Origin of the sequence: Diaphorobacter sp. JS3051 (genome assembly GCF_015832135.1) — a bacterium.
Classification (GTDB): domain Bacteria; phylum Pseudomonadota; class Gammaproteobacteria; order Burkholderiales; family Burkholderiaceae_C; genus Diaphorobacter; species Diaphorobacter nitroreducens.
Map to the genome: position 1 here is coordinate 1,440,902 of NZ_CP065406.1, position 19,410 is coordinate 1,460,311.

At 69.5% G+C, this 19,410-nt stretch carries 17 protein-coding genes; 6 read left to right on the forward strand and 11 right to left on the reverse strand.

Annotated elements, in window-relative coordinates; translation table 11 throughout:
- Positions 1-3: 3 nt before the first annotated feature.
- From I3K84_RS06820 to I3K84_RS06830, 3 genes are read right to left on the reverse strand one after another with little or no spacing between them, the layout of a single operon-like run.
- On the reverse strand, positions 4-381 hold the full coding sequence (locus I3K84_RS06820; protein WP_196995767.1) for a Rieske 2Fe-2S domain-containing protein: 378 nt from the start codon (positions 379-381) through the stop codon (positions 4-6).
- Positions 381-1,049, reverse strand: a complete 669-nt coding sequence (locus tag I3K84_RS06825) for an HAD family hydrolase (protein WP_011806408.1) — start codon at positions 1,047-1,049, stop codon at positions 381-383. The genes I3K84_RS06820 and I3K84_RS06825 overlap by 1 nt, the downstream gene beginning before the upstream one ends.
- Entirely contained in the window at positions 1,042-2,061 is a 1,020-nt protein-coding gene (locus I3K84_RS06830; RefSeq protein WP_015913985.1) for an RluA family pseudouridine synthase, read from the reverse strand. Before I3K84_RS06830 ends, I3K84_RS06825 begins: the two co-directional genes overlap by 8 nt.
- 589 nt (positions 2,062-2,650) lie before the next feature.
- Here I3K84_RS06830 and I3K84_RS06835 point away from each other — a divergent pair.
- The 5 genes from I3K84_RS06835 (at position 2,651) to queF (ending at position 8,885) form a co-directional block, all read left to right on the forward strand.
- Positions 2,651-5,740 carry an Rne/Rng family ribonuclease gene (locus I3K84_RS06835; RefSeq protein ID WP_196995768.1) on the forward strand — a complete coding sequence of 1,030 codons (3,090 nt, stop codon included), beginning with the start codon at positions 2,651-2,653 and terminating at the stop codon, positions 5,738-5,740.
- A 147-nt stretch (positions 5,741-5,887) separates the two neighbouring features.
- On the forward strand, positions 5,888-6,670 hold the full coding sequence (yaaA, locus tag I3K84_RS06840) for a peroxide stress protein YaaA (protein ID WP_196996075.1): 783 nt from the start codon (positions 5,888-5,890) through the stop codon (positions 6,668-6,670).
- Between the two features lie 31 nt (positions 6,671-6,701).
- Positions 6,702-7,088: a hypothetical protein gene (locus I3K84_RS06845; RefSeq protein ID WP_172208038.1), complete on the forward strand. Its 387-nt coding sequence runs from the start codon at positions 6,702-6,704 to the stop codon at positions 7,086-7,088.
- Positions 7,089-7,111: 23 nt separating this feature from the next.
- Positions 7,112-7,981, forward strand: a complete 870-nt coding sequence (locus tag I3K84_RS06850) for a 2OG-Fe(II) oxygenase (RefSeq protein ID WP_196995769.1) — start codon at positions 7,112-7,114, stop codon at positions 7,979-7,981.
- A gap of 58 nt (positions 7,982-8,039) precedes the next feature.
- The gene (queF, locus tag I3K84_RS06855) at positions 8,040-8,885 is read left to right on the forward strand and encodes an NADPH-dependent 7-cyano-7-deazaguanine reductase QueF (protein ID WP_123675885.1); all 846 of its coding nucleotides are present in this window, start codon (positions 8,040-8,042) and stop codon (positions 8,883-8,885) included.
- Between the two features lie 121 nt (positions 8,886-9,006).
- Here the strand turns inward: queF and I3K84_RS06860 are convergent, their stop codons facing one another.
- The 7 genes from I3K84_RS06860 to I3K84_RS06890 all read right to left on the reverse strand — a co-directional run bounded on the left by I3K84_RS06860 (position 9,007) and on the right by I3K84_RS06890 (position 18,136).
- Entirely contained in the window at positions 9,007-10,566 is a 1,560-nt protein-coding gene (locus I3K84_RS06860; RefSeq protein ID WP_196995770.1) for a PAS domain-containing methyl-accepting chemotaxis protein, read from the reverse strand.
- Positions 10,567-10,703: 137 nt separating this feature from the next.
- Entirely contained in the window at positions 10,704-11,861 is a 1,158-nt protein-coding gene (locus I3K84_RS06865) for a DNA polymerase IV (protein ID WP_083766775.1), read from the reverse strand.
- Positions 11,862-12,077: 216 nt separating this feature from the next.
- Positions 12,078-13,013: a DMT family transporter gene (locus I3K84_RS06870; RefSeq protein WP_196995771.1), complete on the reverse strand. Its 936-nt coding sequence runs from the start codon at positions 13,011-13,013 to the stop codon at positions 12,078-12,080.
- A gap of 157 nt (positions 13,014-13,170) precedes the next feature.
- Positions 13,171-14,370, reverse strand: coding sequence for an alpha-hydroxy acid oxidase (locus I3K84_RS06875; RefSeq protein WP_304511178.1), 1,200 nt, complete (start codon positions 14,368-14,370; stop codon positions 13,171-13,173).
- A 189-nt stretch (positions 14,371-14,559) separates the two neighbouring features.
- Entirely contained in the window at positions 14,560-16,836 is a 2,277-nt protein-coding gene (gene pbpC, locus I3K84_RS06880; protein ID WP_196995772.1) for a penicillin-binding protein 1C, read from the reverse strand.
- The gene (locus I3K84_RS06885; RefSeq protein ID WP_172208048.1) at positions 16,808-17,680 is read right to left on the reverse strand and encodes a methylglyoxal synthase; all 873 of its coding nucleotides are present in this window, start codon (positions 17,678-17,680) and stop codon (positions 16,808-16,810) included. The genes pbpC and I3K84_RS06885 overlap by 29 nt, the downstream gene beginning before the upstream one ends.
- Positions 17,681-17,758: 78 nt before the next feature.
- The gene (locus I3K84_RS06890; RefSeq protein ID WP_172208050.1) at positions 17,759-18,136 is read right to left on the reverse strand and encodes a YkvA family protein; all 378 of its coding nucleotides are present in this window, start codon (positions 18,134-18,136) and stop codon (positions 17,759-17,761) included.
- Between the two features lie 140 nt (positions 18,137-18,276).
- Between I3K84_RS06890 and I3K84_RS06895 the strand changes: the two genes are divergently transcribed.
- Positions 18,277-18,492 (forward strand): DUF3079 domain-containing protein, encoded by a 216-nt coding sequence (locus I3K84_RS06895; RefSeq protein WP_011806421.1) that lies wholly within the window; start codon positions 18,277-18,279, stop codon positions 18,490-18,492.
- A gap of 12 nt (positions 18,493-18,504) precedes the next feature.
- Here the strand turns inward: I3K84_RS06895 and I3K84_RS06900 are convergent, their stop codons facing one another.
- The gene (locus tag I3K84_RS06900) at positions 18,505-19,380 is read right to left on the reverse strand and encodes an endonuclease/exonuclease/phosphatase family protein (RefSeq protein WP_196995773.1); all 876 of its coding nucleotides are present in this window, start codon (positions 19,378-19,380) and stop codon (positions 18,505-18,507) included.
- Positions 19,381-19,410 lie beyond the last annotated feature (30 nt).

Below are 19,410 nucleotides of genomic sequence, written 5' to 3' on the forward strand. Positions count from 1 at the left end.
GAGTCAAAACTCTACGGTGTGCAGATGGAGGGCAGTATGCCAGCGCACCCGGCCCCCTTCCTCGGACAAGGAGATCTTCACCAGCCCGCCGCGGCACGGACCGCCAGCGCAGGCTCCCGTGTCGGGCTGGTAGGCCGCGCCATGCGTGGCACACAGCAGCCAGCGGCCGGTGTCGTCGAAAAACTGACCTTCCTGGTAGTCCATCTCCATCGGTACATGGGTACAGCGGTTCAGGTAGGCGTGCACGCGGCCCTGATAGCGGATGGCGAAAGCGCGGCAGATCTGGCCGCAGTAGCGCACGTCGAACGCCACGGCGCGGCCGCTATCCACCAGTGCCTCGCTGGGGCAGAGGTCGATGCGTTGCTCCACCGGAGTCGCCATTACGCGTGCTCCTGCAGCCAACGGTGCAGATCGGCCACGGACGAAGCCACGCACAGCGGCCCCAGTTCGGCAAAGCCCGCTGTGTCGTGCGCGCCATAGCCCACGCCCACGCTGGCACAGCCCGCGGCGCGGGCCATTGCGAGGTCGTGCGTGGTGTCGCCGATCATCAGCAGGCGCTCGGGCTCCACGCCGAACTCAGCCATCAGCTCCTGCAGCATCAGCGGGTGCGGTTTGCCGGCGGTTTCGTCCGCGGTGCGCGAACCGTCGAACATGCCACGCAACTGCACCTGGTGCAGCACCTGGTCCAGGCCGCGTCGGCTCTTGCCCGTGGCTACGGCCAGCAGGTGGCCGCGCGTGCGCAGGCCCTCCAGCATGGGCAGCACGCCGTCGAACAGGCTCAGGTCGTCCTGGTGCTGCAGGTAGTGGTAGCGGTAGCGGTTGCCCAACTCCGTATAGCGCTCGCGCGGCACGTCGGGGGCCGCATGGGCCAGGGCCTGCGGAAGCGCCATGCCGATCACCCAGGCGGCGGCTTCATCCGTAGGCACGGTGCCGCCCACATCGCGCACCGCATCCTGAATGCTGCGCACGATGATGGCGGTGGAGTCAAACAGCGTGCCATCCCAGTCGAAGGCAATGAGATCGAATCGGCGCGGGCGGAAATCATGCATGTGCGGGGTCGTCGGAAAGAAAAGCGGTCAGTTCGGGCGGCAATTCGGCGCGCAATTCCAGGCGCTCGCCGCTGGCCGGGTGGTCAAACTGTAGCCGCCATGCGTGAAGGAACATGCGCTTCAAGCCTTGCTTCTGCAGGCGCCGGTTCAGGTCGAAGTCCCCATACTTGTCGTCGCCCGCGATGGGGTGGCCCTGGGAGGACAGGTGCACGCGGATCTGGTGCGTGCGCCCGGTCTTGATGGTCACCTCCAGCAGGCTCATTGCCGGCAGGCCCTGCAAGGGGCGCGGCGCGAGCTGGCTGCGCACCTTGACCAGGGTGACGGAGCGCATGCCGTCCGGGTCGTCGGGCGTGGTCACGCGCACGCGGCGCTCGCCATCCTCCTGCAGGTATTTGTGCAGCGGCGTGTCGATGACCTTCTTGTTGGCGGGCCAGTGGCCGGTGACCAGCGCCAGATAGGTCTTGCCCGTCTCGCGCCCCCGGAACTGGTCCTGCAGATGTGTGAGCGCGGAGCGCTTCTTGGCCACCAGCAAAATGCCCGAGGTCTCCCGGTCCAGCCGGTGCACCAGTTCCAGGAAGCGCGCCTGCGGGCGCGCCTGGCGCAACTGTTCGATCACGCCAAAGCTCACGCCGCTGCCGCCGTGCACGGCCGTGCCGGCGGGCTTGTCGATGGCGATCAGGTGCTCGTCTTCCAGCAGGATGGGGAATTCGCGCGCGGGTGCGGGGCGCTCCGCCTTGTCCAGCACCTTGTCGGACACGCGCACGGGGGGCAGACGCACCAGGTCGCCCGGTGCCACGCGCGCGTCGGCGCTGGTGCGCCCCTTGTTCAGGCGAACCTCGCCGCTGCGGATGATGCGGTAGACGTGGGTCTTGGGCACGCCCTTCAGGTGGCGGATGAGGAAATTGTCGAGCCGCTGGCCCGCGGATTCGGCGTCGACCTCGACAATGCGGGCCGCCGGGGCTTCTGGCGGGGTGCGGCCTGCGGCCGGTTTGCCCCCTATAATGTGTTTCACCTGCGCGACGAATGTGTAAGTGGTTGATTTGTCTGGAGTTTAATGGACCCAGCCCGGCTCGGCGCGCAGCATGGTTGATGCCAACGGGCGTCATGCGCGCAGATTGCAGGCCGGTTGCCTGCGAAGGTCCGCATGCCGGCCGTGCAGGCTGACAAATCGAAACACTGAATCTACGGAATCCCAAGCTGGCCGCGCACCCCACCCGGGCACTGCGGCCAGCGGATCAAAGCGAAAATCATGTGGGTGTTGCTGGCATGGATGGTGTCATTGTGGCGAGGGCGTCAGCCTTTGCCACGTGCACGCAAATCGCCACCAACACCCGCCGGTCAAGCGCCAACGGCTACATTTTTAGTAGCACGCCTGCGCGCTGACCGGCTCGCCCCCATCCACGCGCCACCACCCCGCCTGCTGAGTTAGCCAACCCAGCAGTCGTGGTGCATCCCGGCAATTCCCTCGTTTCGATGCGTCAGTCCAGGCATTTCCGGCTCGTGTAGAGCCTGTTTGGTTTGGAACCGGCGGTACGCGCCGCTGCAGCCCTGAGAGAGCGCTGCGCGCGGGCCGCCACGACACAACGAAAAGGAATTGCATCATGAAGCGGATGCTCATCAATGCCACGCAGCCCGAGGAGCGGCGCCTGGCCATCGTGGACGGCCAGAAGCTGCTGGACTACGAGATCGAGATCGAAGGGCGCGAGCAGCGCAAGGGCAACATCTACAAAGCCGTCGTCACGCGCGTGGAACCGTCGCTGGAGGCCTGCTTCGTTGACTATGGCGAAGACCGCCACGGCTTCCTGCCGTTCAAGGAAATCTCCAAACAGTACTTCGCCGAGGGCGTATCACCCAGCCAGGCCAGGATCCAGGACGTGATCAAGGAAGGCCAGGAGCTGATCGTCCAGGTCGAGAAGGAAGAGCGCGGCAACAAGGGCGCGGCCCTGACCACCTTCATCAGCCTGGCCGGCCGCTATGTGGTACTGATGCCCAACAACCCGCGCGGCGGGGGCGTGTCGCGCCGCATTGAGGGCGAGGACCGCGCCGAGCTCAAGGAGGCGATGGACCAGCTGGAGTACCCCAAGGGCATGAGCATCATCGCGCGCACCGCCGGCATCGGCCGTTCCGCGCCCGAGTTGCAATGGGATCTGAACTACCTGCTCAAGCTGTGGACCGCCATCGACGGCGCCGCCAAGGCCGGCAAGGGCGCCTTCCTCATCTACCAGGAATCCAGCCTGGTGATCCGCGCCATCCGCGACTACTTCAACAGCGACATCGGTGACATCCTCATCGACACTGACGACATCTACGAGCAGGCGCACCAGTTCATGGCGCACGTCATGCCCGAGCATGCCGGCAAGGTCAAGCGCTACCGCGACGACGCACCGCTGTTCTCGCGCTTCCAGATCGAGCACCAGATCGAGTCCGCCTACGCGCGCACCGTGACCCTGCCCTCGGGCGGCGCCATCGTGATCGACCACACCGAAGCGCTGGTCAGCGTGGACGTGAACTCGGCCCGCGCCATCAAGGGCGGCGACATCGAGGAAACCGCCACGCGCACCAACTTGGAAGCCGCCGACGAAGTGGCCCGCCAGATGCGCCTGCGCGACCTGGGCGGCCTGATCGTGATCGACTTCATCGACATGGAGGAGAGCAAGAACCGCCGCGAAGTGGAAAACCGCCTGCGCGACGCACTGCGCCAGGACCGCGCCCGCGTGCAGTTCGGCACCATCAGCAAGTTCGGCCTCATGGAGATGAGCCGCCAGCGCCTGAAGCCGTCGCTGTCCGAAGGCGCGCACATCCGTTGCCCGCTGTGCGACGGCACCGGCCACGTGCGCGACACGGAAGGCTTCTCGCTGCAGATGCTGCGCATGATCCAGGAAGAGTCCATGAAGGACAGCACCGCCGCCGTGCACTGCCAGGTGCCGGTGGAGGTGGCCAGCTTCCTGCTCAACGAAAAGCGCACCGAGATCGCCAAGATCGAACTCAAGCAGCGCGTCTCCGTGGTGCTGATCCCCAACAAGTCGCTGGAAACGCCGCACTACAAGCTGGAGCGCCTCAAGCACGACGACCCGCGCCTGGAAAACCTGGACGCCAGCTACAAGCTGGCCGACGTGGAGGAAGACCAGACCAAGGTCACGCGCCGCTCGCAGGAGCCCACCAACAAGCAGACGCCCGTGATCAAGGGCGTGTTGCCCGACGCGCCGGCCCCTGTGGCCGAGCCGCGCCCCGAAGGCGCCGCCCGCGGCGCCACGCGCCCGCAGGGCCAGGGCCAGCAGCGCCCGGCAACGGCCCCCACGCCTGCGCCCCAGCGCCCGGCCGCCGCACCGGCGCCCGAGCAGGGCTTCTTCGCATGGATCAAGAGCCTGTTCGGCTTTGGCGCCGCACCCGCGCCCGCACCTGTGGCCGCCCCCGCGCAGACGCCCGCGGAACCCGGCGCACGCGGCGAAGGGCGTCGCGGTGAGCGCGGCGGTCGCCGTGGCGAACGCACTGGTGAACGCAGCGGCGAGCGTGGCGGTGAGCGCAACGGCAACCGCGAAGGCGGCGAAGGCCGCGGCCGCCGTGGCGAAGGCCGTGGCGGCGAGCGCAGCGCCGAGGGCCGCGAGAACCGCGAACCGCGTGAGCCACGCAATGGCCGCGACGGCGAACGCCGTGGCGATCGCGCGGAAGGCGAGAGCCGCCGCGAGCCGCGCGAAGGCCGTGGCGGCCGCGAGCGCGGTGAGCGCAACGCACAGCCGCCCGTGCAGTCTGCGGCCGACCTGGCCAACACCCCGGTCACGACCGATGCCGACGTGGCAGTGACCGAGGAGCGCACGGCACGCACCGGCGAGCGCGGTGAACGCCGCGAACGGGGTGAACGAGGCGAGCGCCGTGAGCGCGGTGGCGAACGCGGCGGCGAGCGCCGCGAACGCGGCCCGCGCACCATCGACGCCAACGCCCCCGCCGCTGGCGCCGACTTTGCCGACACTGCGCCCCTGGCCGCATTGCCGGACATGGACCTGTCCGGCGCTGAAGTCGGTACGTCCGGCGCCGAGGCCCCCGCCGGCGAGGAGCGCCGCGAGCGCCGTTCGCGCGACCGCTATGGACGCGACCGCCGCGAACGTGGCGAGCGCGGCCCGCGCAATGCCGAGGCCAGCGCCACCGGGCCCGATGCCGAAGCGCCTGCCGCGCCGCTGATGGACCTGGACCTCCCCGCTCCCGCTGCGGCGGCCGAGGAAGACTCCGCCCCCGCACGCCGCAGCTATTTCGCCTCCGCTCCGGCATCTGCCCCGGCGGCAGCGCCGCAAGCCGCGCCCGAAGCCACGGCCGCAGTGACGCCACCCCCGGCCGCCGTGCCAGTCCCCGCACCGGCGCCCGCGCCCGTTGCAGCGGCACCTGTGCCCGCACCGGCTCCGGCTGCCACCGCGGTAGCGCCGGCAACCGGCGGCATGCCGCGCGTGCAGGCATTCACGCTGCCCGTGGACACGCTGCAGCAGGTGGCGCAGGCTTCGGGCCTGCAATGGGTGAATTCCGACGCCCAGAAGATCGCCGCCGCGCAGGCCGCGATTGCGGCCGAGCCCAAGCCCGTCCACGTGCCGCGCGAGCGTGCGCCCGTGGTGGTGCTGGATGAAGGTCCGCTGGTGCTGGTGGAAACCCGCCGCGACCTGGGTGCGATGCAGCTGCCGTTCGACCAGGACAACGCGGCCGCCTAAGCCCGCGCCATGGCAGAACACCGGGGGCGTCATGCCCCCGGTGGCGTTTTACGCTATCGATAAATGAGCTGCTGGCGCTTGATGGATAAGCCTTAGAGGCATATTCAGCTGATAGCCACGGCAGCTCGCACATTGGGAGTAATGACCGTGCTGTTCCTGCTGTCGCCCGCCAAGTCGCTGGACTACGACACCCCCCTGCCCGCCGGCCTGCCGCACACGCTGCCCGCGTTCGTGCCCGACACACAGCGCCTGATCGCGGTGCTGCGCGAGAAGTCACCGCAGGAAGTGGCCGCGCTGATGTCGATCAGCGACCCGCTGGCCGCCCTCAACGTGGCGCGCTATGCGGCCTGGCAGCCGCGCTTCACGGCCACCAACGCGCGCCAGGCGGTGATGGCCTTCAACGGCGACGTGTACGAAGGGCTGCAGGCACAGTCGCTCTCCCTCGAAGACCTGCAGTGGGCGCAGCAGCATGTCGCCATCCTGAGCGGCCTGTACGGTGTGCTGCGGCCGCTGGACCGCATGCAGCCCTACCGCCTGGAGATGGGCACGCGCCTGGCGACCGATGCCGGCGCCAACCTCTACCAGTTCTGGGGCGCGCGCATCGCCGAACACCTGAACCAGCGCCTGGCCGCGGACGCCACGCCGGTGGTGGTGAACCTGGCTTCGCAGGAGTACTTCAAGTCCGTGGACCGCAAGGTGCTCAGGGCGCGCGTGATCGAATGCGTGTTCGAGGACCACAAGGCCGGCCAGTACAAGATCATCAGCTTCTACGCCAAGCGCGCGCGCGGCCTGATGGCGCGCTGGGCCATCCAGCAGCGCGCGGCCACCCCGCGGCGGCTGGAGGAATTCGACCTGGAAGGCTATGCTTTCCACCCGGCCTCGTCCCAGCCCGACCGGCTCGTGTTCCGCCGCCACGCCGCCGGCAGCTAGACGGGTTCCCCTCCTTTCCTGGACGCCCCCCATGAACCACGCCGTCAAAACCGCGCACTACCCCGCCACCCAAGCCGTCGACCAGCCCTTCGAGGCCACCGTGCGCGAAGGCTGGGGCGTGTGGATCACGTTCATGCGCGAAGAATTCCTGAAAGCCACCTTCACCCGGCGCGCCGATGCGGAGGCGTTTGCCGCCCAGCACACGCATGGCGGCCAGCGGGGCCAGGTGCGGCGCATGTGGCTGCTGGTGAACGAGACGGCCGGCGAGGCTTATGCGCTCGCGTCCGACGGCGTGCAGCCGCTGCAGGGTGTAGACCTGGACTTTCGCCACCACCAGCGCCTGCAGACGCTGCGCAGCGACGTGCTGTCGCGCTTGAGCGATGCCGAACTGCAGGTGCTGGGCCTCAAGCGCACCTGAAACCTTTGCCCCGACGAAAGCCCATGCCCGATCACAGCTTCGCCTCCTCCCAGTCCGTTACGCCCGAGCTGCGCCAGTGGATCCTCGACCAGTCCGGCGCCGGCATCGCCACGCCCGCACTGATCGAGGCCATGCGCAACGCGGGCTGGGCCGATAGCGTTGCCGTGCGCGCGGTGGAGGAGGTACTGCGTGCGCATCTGGACGGCGCGGTGCAGCCGCAAGGCCTGCCGCCCGCCGTGCCGGTGCCCGAGCCCGACATCGCCGACGCGCCGCTCTTCATCGACGTGGGCGACCGCCAGGTCGAGGTGCTGATGTCGATGGCCCACCCGCGCGTGGTGCTGTTCGGCAACCTGCTGTCGCCCGAGGAATGCCAGGCCATCATCGATGCCGCACGGCCGCGCATGGCGCGCTCGCTCACCGTGCAGACCACCACCGGCGGCGAAGAGGTGAACGCGGACCGCACCAGCGACGGCATGTTCTTTCAGCGCGGCGAGACGCCCGTGGTGCAGCGGCTGGAAGAGCGCATCGCCCGCCTGGTGCGCTGGCCCATCCAGAACGGCGAAGGCCTGCAGGTGCTGCACTACCGCCCCGGCGCGGAATACAAGCCGCACTACGACTACTTCGACCCCGACCAGCCCGGCACCTCCACCATCGTGCGCCGCGGCGGCCAGCGCGTGGCAACGCTGGTGATCTACCTGAACAACCCGCTCAAGGGCGGCGGCACCACCTTCCCCGACGTGCCCCTGGAGGTGGCGCCGCGCCAGGGCAATGCGGTGTTCTTCAGCTACGAACGGCCCCACCCCAGCTCGCGCACGCTGCACGGCGGCGCCTCGGTGATCGAGGGCGAGAAGTGGATCGCCACCAAATGGCTGCGCGAACGGGAATTCAAATGAAATGGGCCGCTAGCGCTTATTCGACAAGCGCCAGCAGCTATCCAATCCATAGCACACCATGAACACCCCGGAACACTCCCAGCTCGGCAAGGCCTCGGCCTATGCCGACCAGTACGACGCGTCGCTGCTGTTTCCCATCCCGCGCGCGGACAAGCGCGCCGAGATCGGCATCGACGGCAACGCCCCCTTCTTCGGCGCGGACCTGTGGACGGCGTTCGAGCTGTCCTGGCTCAACCTGCGCGGCAAGCCGCAGGTGGCCATCGCCCACATCACCGTTCCCTGCGAGACGCCCCACATCGTCGAGAGCAAGTCGTTCAAGCTGTACCTGAACAGCTTCAACAACACCCGCTTTGCCAGCGAGGCCGAAGTGCGTGCGCGCATCCGCGCCGACGTGAGCGAGGCCGTGTGGCGCGGCGCCGAGCATCCCGGCACCGTGGGCGTGACGCTGCTGCTGCCCGAGGCCTTCGACCGCGAGCCCATCCACGAGCTGGACGGCCTGCTGCTGGACCGCCTGGACGTGGAATGCACGCGCTACCAGCCCGCGCCCGAGCTGCTGGCCGCACACCATGACGAGGCCCCGGTGACCGAGACGCTGGTGAGCCACCTGCTCAAGAGCAACTGCCTGGTGACCGGCCAGCCCGACTGGGGCAGCGTGCAGATCACCTACAGCGGCGCGCAGATCGACCAGGCCGGCCTGTTGCAGTACCTGGTGAGCTTTCGCAACCACAACGAATTCCACGAGCAGTGCGTGGAGCGCATCTTCATGGACATCTGGACGCGCTGCCGCCCCATCAAGCTGGCCGTGTACGCGCGCTACACACGCCGCGGCGGGCTGGACATCAACCCCCTGCGCACCAGCCACCCGCAGCAGCTGCCACGCAACGTGCGCACCGCGCGGCAATAAAGCGGCCCTGGCAGGGCAGCAGCGCGCCCGTAGCAGCGCACGGCCCGGCACCGCCACGGCCCCCTGCAGCCGGTGGCCGCGCGTGCCTTTTCACCGAAAGCGCCACGCGCTGGACGGCCCGTCAGCCCAGGCGGAATACATCCACGCTGCGGCCCAACGAGGTCACGCCTGCGCGCAGCGCCTGGGCCGCGGCGGCCGACTCCTCCACCAACGCGGCGTTCTGCTGCGTCACGCTGTCGAGTTGGACGATGGCCTCGTTCACCTGGCCGATGCCTTCGGACTGCTCGCGCGTGGCGGTCGTGATCTCCCGCACCTGGGTGCTCACGCGCCGCACCGCATCCACCATCTCCTCAATGGTCCGGCCCGCCTGCGCCATGCGCCGGTTGCCATCGGCGATGCCGTCCACCGTCTGGCCGATCAGGCCGCTGATCTCCTTGGCGGCGGTGGCACTGCGCTGCGCCAGCGCGCGCACCTCGCCCGCCACCACGGCAAAGCCGCGGCCCTGCTCGCCCGCGCGCGCGGCTTCCACCGCGGCGTTGAGCGCCAGCAGGTTGGTCTGGAAGGCAATGCTCTCGATCACGCCGATGATCTCGCCCATGCGCGCCGACGAGCGGCGGATGTGCTCCATGGACTGCGCCACCTCGGCGATGGCGGCGCCGCCGCGGCTGGCCACGGCCATATTGCGCTCGCTCTCGCTCGCCATCTGCGCCGCCGCATCCGCCGTGTGGGCCACGGTGCTGGCCAGTTCCTCCATGGCGGCTGCAGTCTGCTGCAGGCTGCCGGCCTGCGCTTCGGTGCGCGCCGACAGTTCGCGTCCGCCCTGCGCCACCTGCGTGGCGGCGGCAGAAAAGCCCTGCACTTCGGTGCGCACATCGCCCACCACGGCGCGCAGGTTGATCTGGATCTGCACCAGACGGCGCATGAGCGCTCCCAGCGACGCCGAATAGTCGGTGCGCGCCGTGGTGGCCAGGTTGCAGCCCGCGATGTCGCCGGCAAACCGCTCGGCCTCCTCCAGCGCGGTCGAGAAGTGGCGGTGAAAGTAGTTCAGCATGACGCCCGCGCCCAGCCCCAGCGCGGCAGCCCGCCACGCCACGGCCGCCCAGCCCGCAAGGCCCAGCACGTCGGGCAACAGTACCGCGATGGACAGCACCGCCAACGTAAGGGCCATGCGGGCCGTAAGACCCAGGCGTACCAGACGCTCCACCCAGCCGCGTGCGCCGGCGTGCAGCAGCTCGCCCTCGCGCAGCACCAGCGTGACGCGGCCGGACTGTGCCTCGGCGCGCATGCGCGCATACAGAGCGTCGGCCGCGGCCACCTCGTCGGCCGATGGCTTCACCCGCACCGACATGTAGCCCACGGGCTTGCCGCGTTCCAGCACCGGCACCACGTTGGCGCGCACCCAGTAGTGGTCGCCGTTCTTGCGGCGGTTCTTGACCAGCCCCGTCCAGGGCTTGCCGCGGCCGATGGTGGACCACAGGTCCTTGAAGGCCGCCGGGGGCATGTCGGGATGGCGGACGAGGTTGTGCGGCTGGCCCATGAGTTCGTCATGGGAATAGCCGCTCACCCGCGCGAACGCGGGATTGCAGTGGGTGATTTCACCCCGGGTATTGGTGAGAGACACCAGCAACTCATCGGCGGGATAGTCATACCCGCGGCCCGTGACCGGGACGTTCAGACGCATGCAGAACCTCTGAAAGGACAAACGGCCCCTCTGCGGGGCTGTCAGGAATGTGAGTAAACGAGTGTAACTTTTATGAAATTCCCCCTAGATTTACGTCAAGCAAATTCGCACCAACATGGTGCGACATCCCGACCCCATCAGAACAACGGCGCGCTTTCGCCCCAACCCGCCGCCTGCTGGGCAACGGCTGCCTGGGGCAGCAGGTTGCCCACGCGCACGCCCAGCAGGCGCAGGCGCTTGGTCAAGGGCACGCGTTTGAGGCACAGGCCCGCCACGCGGCGGATGGTGGCCGCATCCTGGGTGAAGTCCGCCACTGTCTGATCGCGAGTGGCGATCTTGAAATCGTCGTAGCGCAGCTTGATGCCGATGGTGCGGCCGGCGTAGCCCTTAGCAATCAGGTCCCCCGCCACCTGCTCGCACAGTGCGGTGAAGATGCGGCCCAGTTCGGCGCGGTCGTGCACCGCGTGCAGGTCGCGCTCAAAGGTGGTTTCGCGGCTCATGGAGACGGGCTCGCTCTCGGTCACCACCGCGCGCTCGTCGCGCCCCCAGGCCGCGTCGTGCAGCCAGGCACCGTAGGAACGCCCGAACTGCTGCATCAGCCACGGCAGCGGCCGCTGGGCCAGTTCGCCAATGGTGCGGATGCCGTGGGCGAGCAGCCTGGCCTCGGCCTTGGGGCCCACGCCGTTGATCTTGCGGCAGTCCAGCGGCCAGATCAGGGGCTGCAGGTCGCCTGGCTGCACGATGGAGATGCCATTGGGCTTGTTGAACTCGCTCGCCATCTTGGCGATGAGCTTGTTGGGCGCCACGCCGATCGAGCAGGTCAGCCCCGTGGCGTCGAAGATGCTCTTCTGGATCAGCCGCGCCAGCACCCGCCCGCCGTCGCGCTGGCCGCCCGCTACTCGCGTAAAGTCGATGTACACCTCGTCCACGCCGCGGTCTTCCATGACCGGCGCGATGGAGAGGATTACCTCTTTGAAAAGCCTGGAGTAGCGACGGTAGGCAGCAAAGTCCACCGGCAGCAGCACGGCCTGCGGACACAGGCGCGCGGCCTTCATCAACCCCATGGCGGAGCCCACGCCGAACTGGCGCGCCGCATAGGTGGCGGTGGTGATCACACCGCGGCCCGCGTAGTCCTTCAGCAGCGCAAACGCCGCCACCGGAATATCCCCCGGCCGCCCGGCGTAGGCAGCGGCCAGCGCTTCGTCCTGCGGGCGGCGGCCGCCGCCGATCACCACGGGCAGCCCCTTGAGCTGCGGGTAGCGCAGCAGTTCGACGGATGCGTAGAACGCATCCATGTCGAGGTGGGCGATGCGGCGATCAGAGGCAGTAGCGGTCACGGCCGCAATTGTCGCGCGCTGCGCGAGTCGTGCCGCCTAGGAAACTGGCGCGCCCCCCGGCGTGGGCCACCGCGCAAGGGCCGCCCCGCCGCGCTGGTGGCGTCCCCCTGCCCGCATTGCGCGGCAATGCGAGAGCGGGGGGAAGGCGCGAAGCGACTCAGGGGATGTTTCTCTTCACACGCCCTGTAGGCAGGTCAGCACCAACCCCACCAGCATCAACGCCATGCCGATCTTCTCGGGCCGCGTGAAGGACTCGCTGAACAGGCGGCGCGATACCAGGTAGCTGAACACCACCTCCACCATGCCCAGCGTGCGCACGGCGCCCGTGGTCTGCATGGCGTAGGCGGTGAACCACGCCAGCGACGCGGCCGCACCCATGCTGCCCGCCACCAGCGACATGCGCCACGCCGGCCACAGCGGCGCCAGGCCCCGCTCGTTCTTGAGCGCCACCCAGGCGCCCAGGCCCAGCGTCTGCAGCGTCTGCGCGATCAGCACGCCCCAGGCGCCCGACAGCCACGGCGTCTCGGCCCCTAGCGCCAGCGCCCCGCCGCGAAAACCCACCGAGGCGATCGCAAAGCTGGCGCCGCAGGCCAGGCCATAGAGGGCCGGGCGGCTCAGCCAGGCCGCAGGCGACAGCAGCTGCCCGCGCGGGGGCAGCGACAGCAGCAGCACGCCCAGCGTGGCCACCACCATCGCCAGCAGCGCGAGCGGCGTGGGCAGTTCGTGCAGGAACACGCTGGCGAACAGCGCCACCTGCAGCACCTCGGTCTTGGACAGGGTCACGGCCACGGCGAAGTTGCGCTCGGCCATGGCCAGCAGCAGGAAGGCCGTGCCCGCGATCTGGAAGAACGCGCCCAGCGCGATCCAGCCCAGGTAGGCGGCGCTGAAATGCGGCACGGCCGGCGGCTGCGCGGGCCAGGCGTACAGCAACGCCAGCCACACGCCGGCAAACGGCAGGCCGTAGAGAAAGCGCACCAGCGTGGCGGGCAGCGTGCCCAGCTCGGCGGTCAGGGAGCGCTGCGCGGTGTTGCGCACGGTCTGCGCCAGCGCGGCAAACAGCACCACGGGCACCCAGAGCCAGGGTGCAACGGCGGTCAGGGAGGAGGTCATGCGCCGCCGAGCATAGCCAGCGCCATCGCCGCGCAGCCCCTGCGATTGGCGAGGGGCGCCTCAGCCCATGGCGATGGCCATCCTGAATACCCGACGCCAAATCGGCCGCCAGCGCTTATCTACCAAGCGCTAGCAGCTATTAAAACAATAGTACGCGTCAGCTCTGCGGCGCGGTGGGATAGGTGCCGGGCACGAGGATGGAGCGGTCCACGTTCTGGATGTTGGTGTGGCCGCAGAAGGCCATGGTCACGTCCAGCTCCTTGTGGATGATCTGCAGCGCCTTGGTCACGCCCGCCTCGCCGAATGCGCCCAGGCCGTACACCATGGCGCGGCCGATCATGGTGCCGCGCGCTCCCAGCGCCCAGGCCTTGAGCACGTCCTGGCCGCTGCGGATGCCGCCGTCCATCCACACTTCGGTCTGCGTGCCCACGGCATCCACGATGGCTGGCAGCGCATGGATGGCGGACGGCGCGCCGTCCAGCTGGCGCCCGCCGTGGTTGCTGACCACGATGGCGTCGGCGCCGTGCTGCACGGCCAGGCGCGCGTCCTCCTCGACCATGATGCCCTTGAGGATCAGCTTGCCGCCCCACTGCTCCTTCACCCAGGCCACGTCGGCCCAGGACAGGCGCGGGTCGAACTGCTCGTTGGTCCAGGCGGCCAGCGAACTCATGTCCGACACGCCCTTCACATGCCCCACCAGATTGCGGAAGGTGCGCCGGCGCGTGCCGGCCAGCCCCAAGCACCACTGGGGCTTGGTCATGAGGTTGATGATGTTGGCCAGCGTGGGCTTCGGCGGCGCGGTCAGGCCGTTCTTGATGTCCTTGTGGCGCTGGCCGATCACCTGCAGGTCCAATGTGAGCACCAGGGCACTGCACTTGGCGTCCTTGGCGCGCTGGATCATGCGGGCCATGGCATCGCGGTCGCGCATCATGTACAGCTGGAACCAGAACGGCGCGCTGGTGTTCTCGGCAATGTCCTCGATGGAGCAGATGCTCATCGTGGACAGCGTGAACGGAATGCCGAACTTCTCGGCCGCGCGCGCGGCGTGGATCTCGCCGTCGGCATGCTGCATGCCCGTGAGGCCCACGGGCGCGATGCACACGGGCATCTTGGCCTGCTGCCCCACCAGCGTGGTGGCCGTGGTACGCCCTTCCATGTTCACCGCCACGCGCTGGCGCAGCTTGATGGGGTGGAAGTCGTCTTCGTTGGCGCGGTAGGTGCTCTCGGTCCAGGAGCCCGAGTCGGCGTAGTCATAGAACATGCGCGGCACGCGGCGTTCAGCGACCACGCGCAGGTCTTCGATGCAGGTGATTTTGGACAGGTCGGCCACGGCAAATCCCTCGGGCTGTGCGAGCATGCCGCGCCTGGAGCGCCAGCGAATGGCCGGCGCCTTCCCAGTCCGGCAGGCTCTTGGTGAGTGCGTTGACGGAAAAGCGTGGATCGTAGTCCCAGCCCGGCGCCGCGTGCTTGAAGGATTTGAGCGCACTGTGAAAATTTTGCAGCGCGGGCGCGGGCGCCAGGCGCCGGGCTCGCACGTGCCGCTGCGTCAGCGCCGCGCGCGCACGCCCGCGCCGCGCACCTCGATCTGCACCTGGTCCAGTACCTTGCCCTGGGCGTCCACCAGCTCCACGCGGTGGCGGCCCGGCCAAGGCAGCCATGCCCACTGCGCGCCGCTGCCGGCCATCCGCCCGTCGATGCGCCAGCGCACCGCCGCGCGGCCCACACCGCCCGCCGTGAATTGCAGGCGCTGGTGCGCGGGCGGAATGTCCGGGTCCAGCGCCACCACGGTGCCCGACGCCGGCGCCAGGATGCGCGACGCTACCGCTTCAGGATTTGCATCATTTGTGCCTGTAGCGCCCGTCTCGCTTGCGCCACCAGCTTCGCTTTCGATAGCAAATAACGCTTGCTGCGTGCCGCCCATGAACCACTCCTGCCGCGCACTCTCCAGCGGCTGGCCGCCGTCGCCCGGCCCGAAGCGCACCGCCTGCCGCACCAGGCCCTGTGGCGGGCGCGGCGCGCGGCTGGGCGTGCTGCGGTGCAGCCAGCCCATGACCTCGGCCCAGATGGGCGCTGCGCCGCTGGTGCCGCTCACGTCATGCATGGCGGCGCCGCTGGCGTTGCCCACCCACACGCCCACGGTGTAGCGCTGCGACCAGCCCACGGCCCAGTTGTCGCGCATGTCCTTGCTGGTGCCGGTTTTCACCGCCGTCCAGAAGCGCGTGGCCAGCACGCTGTCGGTGCCGAAGGTGCGCACGCGCGCGTTGGCATCCGACAGGATGTCCCCCACGATGAAGGCCGCGCCGGCATCCAGCGCCGGCGTGAACACCGGGCGCTGCGCGGGCGCATAGGCCACGGGGCTCAGGCGCCCGCCGTTGGCCAGCGCACGGTAGGCATTGGTCAGGTGCAGCAGCGGCACCTCGCTGCTGCCCAGCGCCAGGCTGTAGCCGTAGTAGCCGCCCGACTCCGGCAGCGGCAGCCCCAGGCGCCGCAGTTGTTCGAAGAAGGCGTCGGGCGTCACCATCACCAGCGTGCGTACCGCCGGCACGTTCAGCGAGGCGGCCAGCGCGGTGCGCGCGGACACCCAGCCCTTGAACTGGCGGTCGTAGTTCTGCGGGATGTACAGCCCGCCGGCGGTGGCGATGTGCGCGGGCGAATCGTGCACCAGCGAGGCGGCCGTGAGCCGCCGCTGGGCAATCGCCTGCGCGTACAGGAAGGGCTTGAGCGTGGAGCCAGGCTGGCGCAGGGCCAGCACGCCATCCACCTCGGCCGCCTGGCTCAAGGGGCCGGACGAGCCCACCCAGGCCAGCACCTCGCCCGTGGCATTGTCCAGCACCACCAGCGCGGCGTCTTCCACGTTGCGCCCGCGCAGCTCGCGCAGGTGGCGCGTGAGCGTGTCCACCGCCATGCGCTGCAGCGGCGCGCTGAGCGTGGAGCGCACGCGCTGCTGCGCACTGCCCGACGGCATGCGCGCCCCCTGGCGCAGCAGCTGGCGCGCAAAGTGCGGCGCGATGCCCTGGCTGGCGTCGAACGCGCGGCGCTGCAACGCGGCGGTGTTGAACAGATCCAGCGCGTCGCAATCAGCCCCCTGCGTGCCGCTGCCACCCGCGCGGCGCATATCGCGCAGCACGCCGCAGGCGCGCCGGGCCACCAATGCGGGCCGCGCATTGGGCGCGCGCACCAGGGCCGCGGCCACGGCGGCCTCGCGCTCATCCAGGCCGTGCGCGGCCTTGCCGAACAGCGTGCGCGCCAGCGCGTCGATGCCCACGATCTCCCCGCGAAACGGCACCAGGTTCAGGTACGCCTCCAGGATCTGGTCCTTGCGCCAGCGTCGGTCCAGCACCTGTGCGGCCACGGCCTGCCCCAGCTTCTGCGGCACGCTGCGCCCACCGGGGCCCTGGCGCAAGAAATCGGCATCCGGGCCGTCGAGCAGCCCCGCCAGCTGCATGGTCAGCGTGCTGGCGCCGCGCGTGCGCTGGTTCCACAGGTTGCCCCAGGCGGCGGCCGACACCGCGGCCCAGTCCACGCCGCTGTGCTCGTAAAAGCGCCGGTCCTCGCTCAGCACCAGCGCCTGGCGCAGCGCGGGCGACACATCGGCCAGGCCCAGCCACTGGCCGCGGCGCACGGTGGCGTCGGTACGCAGGCGCTGCAGCACCTCGCCCTCGCGCGAAAGCACCAGGGTCTCGGACGAGCGGAAACTGGCGCGCACCTCATCGAACGTGGGCAGCGCCAGGCTGACGGTGCTGGCCAGCGCCAGACACGCCGCCGCGAGGGCGCGTCGCCACCTCACAGGCGCATCACCGCGTGGCGCGCAGTGCGGCCGCATCGCACCAGCGCTGCGCCACCTGCGGCGAGGTGGTGCATACCGCGTCGTGCGTGGCGGTGGTCACGGCGCGCTCCAGCAACTGGATGTCGGCCTCGTGCTGGCGCGCCACGTGCGGGTCCTCGAAGAAGATGGCGCGGTGGCAGCGCCGCTGCAGCACCCAGTCGGCAATCTGCGCGTCGCCGCCCAGCGGGCCGCTGTTGAAGCGCTGCACCCAGGGCGTATCGGCGGGCCAGCCGCGCGCCCAGGCCAGCTCGTTCAGGCGCTGGCCCGTGGTGCCCGTGGCCACGCGCTGGCGAAAGCGCGAGAGCAGCTCGAAGTTGCGCGCCGCAAAGTCCAGCATGGCGGACTTCATCGCATCGTGGGCGATCAGCGCCAGCGTCTGCGCGCTGTAGTCATGGAAGCGGTCGGCATTACGGTCGGCCGGCAGGCCGGCATGCATGCGCTCCATCTCCACCCAGTCGCGCGCGCTGGCCACGGTGGACAGGAACGGCTTGCCGTGGATCACGCACTGGCGCTTGAGCGCCAGCGCCTCCGGGAAGATGGACGACGGGTCCACCGGGTCGATGAGGTAGATGGCGCCGTCCAGCGTGCGGCCCGGCTCGGGCATGCCCACCACCTCGGCCACGAGCTTCATCAGCCCGCCCTCGCGCCCATAGGGGTAGCGCACCAGCGGCCGGTAGCCCTGCAGCATGCCGGCGGCGGCGATCGCATCATGGGTGCGGCCCACGGTGTGCAGGCCCAGCCGCAGTTCGCGTATGCCCGCCTCGCAGGCGCGCAGGAAGGCGAACAGCGCCCCGTCTTCGGTATGGTGGTGCAAACGGTTGGCGGCTAGACCCATCAGCATGTGCAAAGGCTTTCAGACGAAGAAGAGGGACAACTGCCGAGCATAGTCGCAGCCGCACACGCCACCGCTGCCGCGACCTTACCGACCACGCCACCAGGCGAAGAGCAGCACAGCCAGCAGCACCCACAGCATGATGATGATCGCCGCGGCCAGCCAGCTGCGCGGGCGCGCCAGCATGCGCGCGGCACGCTCGCGCGCGGCCAGCAGCACCGGCGGCGGCAGCAGGCGCAGCACCAGCGCCAGGCCCAGGGGCACGATGAGCAGGTCGTCCAGATAGCCCAGCATGGGAATGAAATCGGGCACCAGGTCAATGGGGCTCAGCGCATAGGCGGCCACGGCGAGCGCCAGCAGGCGCAGCGCCCAGGGGGTACGCGGGTCGCGCGCAGCCAGGTAGACGACGAGCACGTCGCGCTTGAGCGCACGCGCCCATTGCTTGGCGGTTTGCAGCAGTCCCATGGCGTGTTCAGGCGGGGTGATTCATCCAAAGGGCTGCATCGTACGAGCTGCCCCGCGCGGAAATGGCTTGATGTACATCAAAACCCTACCGGGGTCGGGTGACGACAGTGGCTGCTTCCCCTTGATAACTGCCCTGCCCCATGGCCAAGAAGTTTCCGCTGAACCCCGCACATCCCGAGCGCACGTGCTGGGGCTGCGACCGCTACTGCGCCGCCGATGCCATGCAGTGCGGCAACGGATCGGAACGCAGCCAGCATCCGGCGGAGCTGTTCGGCCCCGACTGGGCCGAGTGGGAGCCGCCTTCTGCCGGCGAGGCGCCTGCACAGCAGCAGCCCGCCGCATCACAGCCGGCCTGACCGCACGGTCACTCATTCCAGCACCAGCAGCACGGGCTGGTGGTCTGATGCCTGCGTCACGCCATCGACCCGCACCGCGCGCACCCGGCTCCTCAGCGAATCACTGACCCAGATGAAGTCGCAGGCCAGCGGCTGCGGCGCGTAGGTCTGGTCGAACACGCAGAAGGTGGGCGGCTGGGGCGTGCCGGGGTGCAGCAGTCGCCATGCGTCCCACAGCGGGGGTTGGCCCGCCTGACCCGCGGTCGCGCCCTCCTCGTCCGCCAGCGCAGCGGCCAGGGCGGCGTATTCGGGCTCGTGCGCCTGCAGGTTGAAGTCGCCGCACAGCACGGCATGGGGCGTGTGCGCCTTGGGCTGGAACGGCGATCCGTCGGCCAGACACTGCGGCGGCTGCGCAGCCTGCGCGCAGGCCTGCAGGTGCAGCGCACGCAGCGCCAGCGCCTGCGCCATGCGCTGGGGCTTGGAGTAGTACTCCAGGTGCGTGGTCATCACGCGCACCGGGCCCAGCGCGGGGTCCTGCACGGTGAGCACGCTGCACAGGCGCGGCATGCTGCGCACGCCGGCATCGGGCGGGTATGGCAACGGGTGGTGCTGCAGTTGCAGCACGGGCAGGCGCGTGGCGATCAGGTTGCCAAAGCGCTGGCGGCCCGCGGCGGTCCACTCATCCACCGCCGCGCCAAAGAACACCTGCCAGCCCGCCGGCAGCGCGGCCTGCACCTGGGCCACCTGATCGCCTGGCGCGCCCGCCAGGCCTGGATAGTTCACGGCGATTTCCTGCAGACACAGCACGTCCACATCACCCATGGCCAGTGCCTGTTGCACGATGCGCCGCGCATCCACGCGGCCATCCAGGCCGCAGTACCATTGGGTGTTCCAGCTGACGAGTTGCATGCCACGCTCCCACGCCGCCAGGAGCGGCAA